General features: G+C 66.1%; 2 protein-coding genes. Both read left to right on the plus strand.

Translation table 11 applies throughout. From position 1 onward, the window contains the following. The first annotated feature begins 92 nt into the window (after positions 1-92). Positions 93-1,658, plus strand: coding sequence for a sugar ABC transporter ATP-binding protein (locus EOB49_RS33480; RefSeq protein ID WP_127383461.1), 1,566 nt, complete (start codon positions 93-95; stop codon positions 1,656-1,658). Continuing rightward, entirely contained in the window at positions 1,655-2,671 is a 1,017-nt protein-coding gene (locus EOB49_RS33485; protein WP_127383462.1) for an ABC transporter permease, read from the plus strand. The genes EOB49_RS33480 and EOB49_RS33485 overlap by 4 nt, the downstream gene beginning before the upstream one ends. Positions 2,672-2,738 lie beyond the last annotated feature (67 nt).

Here is a 2,738-nt window from a genome sequence, read left to right on the forward strand (position 1 = left end):
TCTCCCCCCTTGCGGGGGAGATGTCCGGCAGGACAGAGGGGGGTGTTCAAGCGCTGACGGAGCGGGCATGACCTGCATCAAGGAAGCAACCATTGTCGCCAGCTGAAGCCGCATCGTCCGAACCCATCCTTCTTGCCGTCGAAGGCATCGCCAAGCATTTCTCGGGCGTCACCGCGCTTAGCGACGTCTCGCTCGATATCCGCCCCGGCGAGATCCTCGGCCTGCTCGGCGAAAACGGGGCCGGCAAGTCGACGCTCTTGAAAATCCTCTCGGGCGTCATGCCGCCGTCGGGCGGCCGCATCACTTTCGACGGTGCCGATTATCATCCATCGAGCCCGCAGGATGCCAAGCGGCTCGGCATTGTCACCATCTACCAGGAACTGAGCCTGATCCCGACGCTGACCGTGGCCGAGAATATCTTTATCGGCCGCGCGCCGATCGGCCAGTTCGGGCTGGTGAGCTGGAGGCGCATGGAGCAAGAGTCGCGCACGATCATCGCTCGCGTCGGCCTCTCCATCGATCCGATGACGCCGGTGTCGGCGCTGTCGGTGGCCGAACAGCAACTGGTCGAGATCGCCCGCGCCCTGTCGCTGAAAAGCCGGTTGATCATCATGGACGAGCCGACCTCGGCGCTGACCGAGACCGAGGTGCAGCGGTTGCTGTCGATCATGGACCGGCTGCGCAAGGACAAGGTCGCCATCATGTTCGTCACCCACCGGCTGGAGGAAGCGTCCGCCATATGCGATCGCATGACGGTGCTGCGCGACGGCCGGCTAGCCGGACATCTCGACCGTGAGGGTGGACCGATCGCCCTGCCCAAAATCATCGAGAAAATGGTTGGCCGCGCGGCGTCCGAGCTCTACGCCCGGCCGGCGCAACGCGCGGTGGCCGGCGATGTCGTGCTGTCGGTGCGCGGCCTGCGCACCGTGCGCGACCCCGAAGCGCCGCACGCCATCGTGCTCGACGGCGTCGACATCGACCTCAAGGCCGGTGAAATCCTCGGCGTTGCCGGGCTTGTCGGCTCGGGCCGCACCGAGCTGGCGCGCGCCATTTTCGGCGCCGACCGCATCGCGGCCGGCACCATCACGCTCGACGGCAAGCCGATCGCCCCGGCATCACCCGCGGACGCCATTGCGCTCGGCATCGGCCTGCTGCCGGAGGACCGTAAGCACCAGGCGATCTTTGCCGCGCTGGGCATCCTGCCGAATTTCTCCATCGCTTCGCTGGGCAGCTTCAGCAACGGTTTCGGCTTCATGGCCGAGCGGCGCGAGCGCGATGCGCTGTCCGGGTTTCGCAAGATGCTGTCGATCCGCATGGCTTCGGCCGAGCAGGCGATCGAAGGCCTGTCGGGCGGCAACCAGCAGAAGGTGATCCTGGCGCGCTGGCTGGCGCGCGATCCGAAAGTGCTTATCGTCGACGAGCCGACGCGCGGCGTCGATGTCGGCGCCAAGACAGAGGTGCACCAGATCCTGGTGCAGCTTGCGGCGCGCGGCATTGCGGTGATGATGATTTCGTCCGAGCTGCCCGAGGTGCTTGCGGTATCGGACCGCATCGTCACCATGCGCCGGGGCCGCATCACCGGCCAGATGCCGGGCGTCGAGGCAAACGAGGAAAGACTGATGGAACTGATGGCACTCGACCGCAAGGAGACACTATGAGCGTGGCGGGGGAACAGGATCAGCGCGGCGGCATCAACTTCGCGCGGCTTTTGATGAGCTTCGGGCCGCTGCTGTTCCTGGTGGCGCTGATCATCGTCTTCACCGTGCTGAAGCCGAGCTTCATGGACCCGATCAATTTCTTCAACATCACAAGGCAGATCTCGATCACCGGGCTGATCGCGCTCGGCATGACCTTCGTCATCCTCACCGCCGGCATCGACCTGTCGGTCGGTTCGCTGCTCGCCTTCTGCGGTATGGTCGCCGCCGTGGTCGCCAAGGGTGGCTCCGCCAACACGCTGTCGCTGTCGACGAGCGGCACGCAAGGATTCGGCTGGTTCGCAGCACTCTTGGCCGCCGTCGTTGTGGGCGCTGCCGCCGGCGGGGTGCATGGGCTTGTCATCACCCGGCTGAAAGTGCCGCCCTTCGTCGTCACGCTTGGCGGGCTGACGGTGTTTCGCGGGCTGACGCTGACCATCTCCAACGGCGGCCCGATCTCGGGCTTCGACGCCTCGATGCGCTGGTTCGGAACCGGGCTGATCGGCCCCGTGCCGGTGCCGGCGCTGATCTTCGCCGCGGCCGCCATCCTGTGCCATATCGTGCTGCGCTACACGCGCTACGGGCGCGCTGTCTACGCCGTCGGCGGCAATGCCGAGGCGGCAAGGCTGTCGGGCCTGCGCGTCGACCGTATTCTGGTCTCGGTCTATGTCATCGTCGGCTTCTTCGCCGGCCTCGCGGCCTTCGTGCTGTCGGCGCGGCTGAATTCCTCGGAAGCGGTCGCCGGTATCGGCTACGAGCTGACGGTCATTTCGGCCGTCGTCATCGGCGGCACCTCGCTGTTCGGCGGCATCGGCTCTGTCGGCGGCACGGTGGTCGGCGCGGCCCTCATCGGCGTGCTGCAGAACGGGCTGCAGTTCAACAACGTCTCGTCGTACACGCAAAGCATCGTCATCGGGCTCATCCTGATCCTGGCGGTGGCGTTTGATCGGTGGCTGAAGTCGCGGGTGAGAAGGTGAGGGGGACGGTTCTCCCTTCTCCCCCTGTGGGAGAAGGTGGCCTCGCGAAGCGAGGTCGGATGAGGGG

The sequence above is a fragment of the Mesorhizobium sp. M7A.F.Ca.MR.148.00.0.0 genome, from assembly GCF_003997735.1.
GTDB lineage: Bacteria > Pseudomonadota > Alphaproteobacteria > Rhizobiales > Rhizobiaceae > Mesorhizobium.

Coding starts and splice junctions, on each gene's coding strand:
- EOB49_RS33485 (WP_127383462.1), top strand. CDS start 1,655: ATGAGCGTGGCGGGGGAACAGGATCAGCGCGGCGGCATCAACTTCGCG.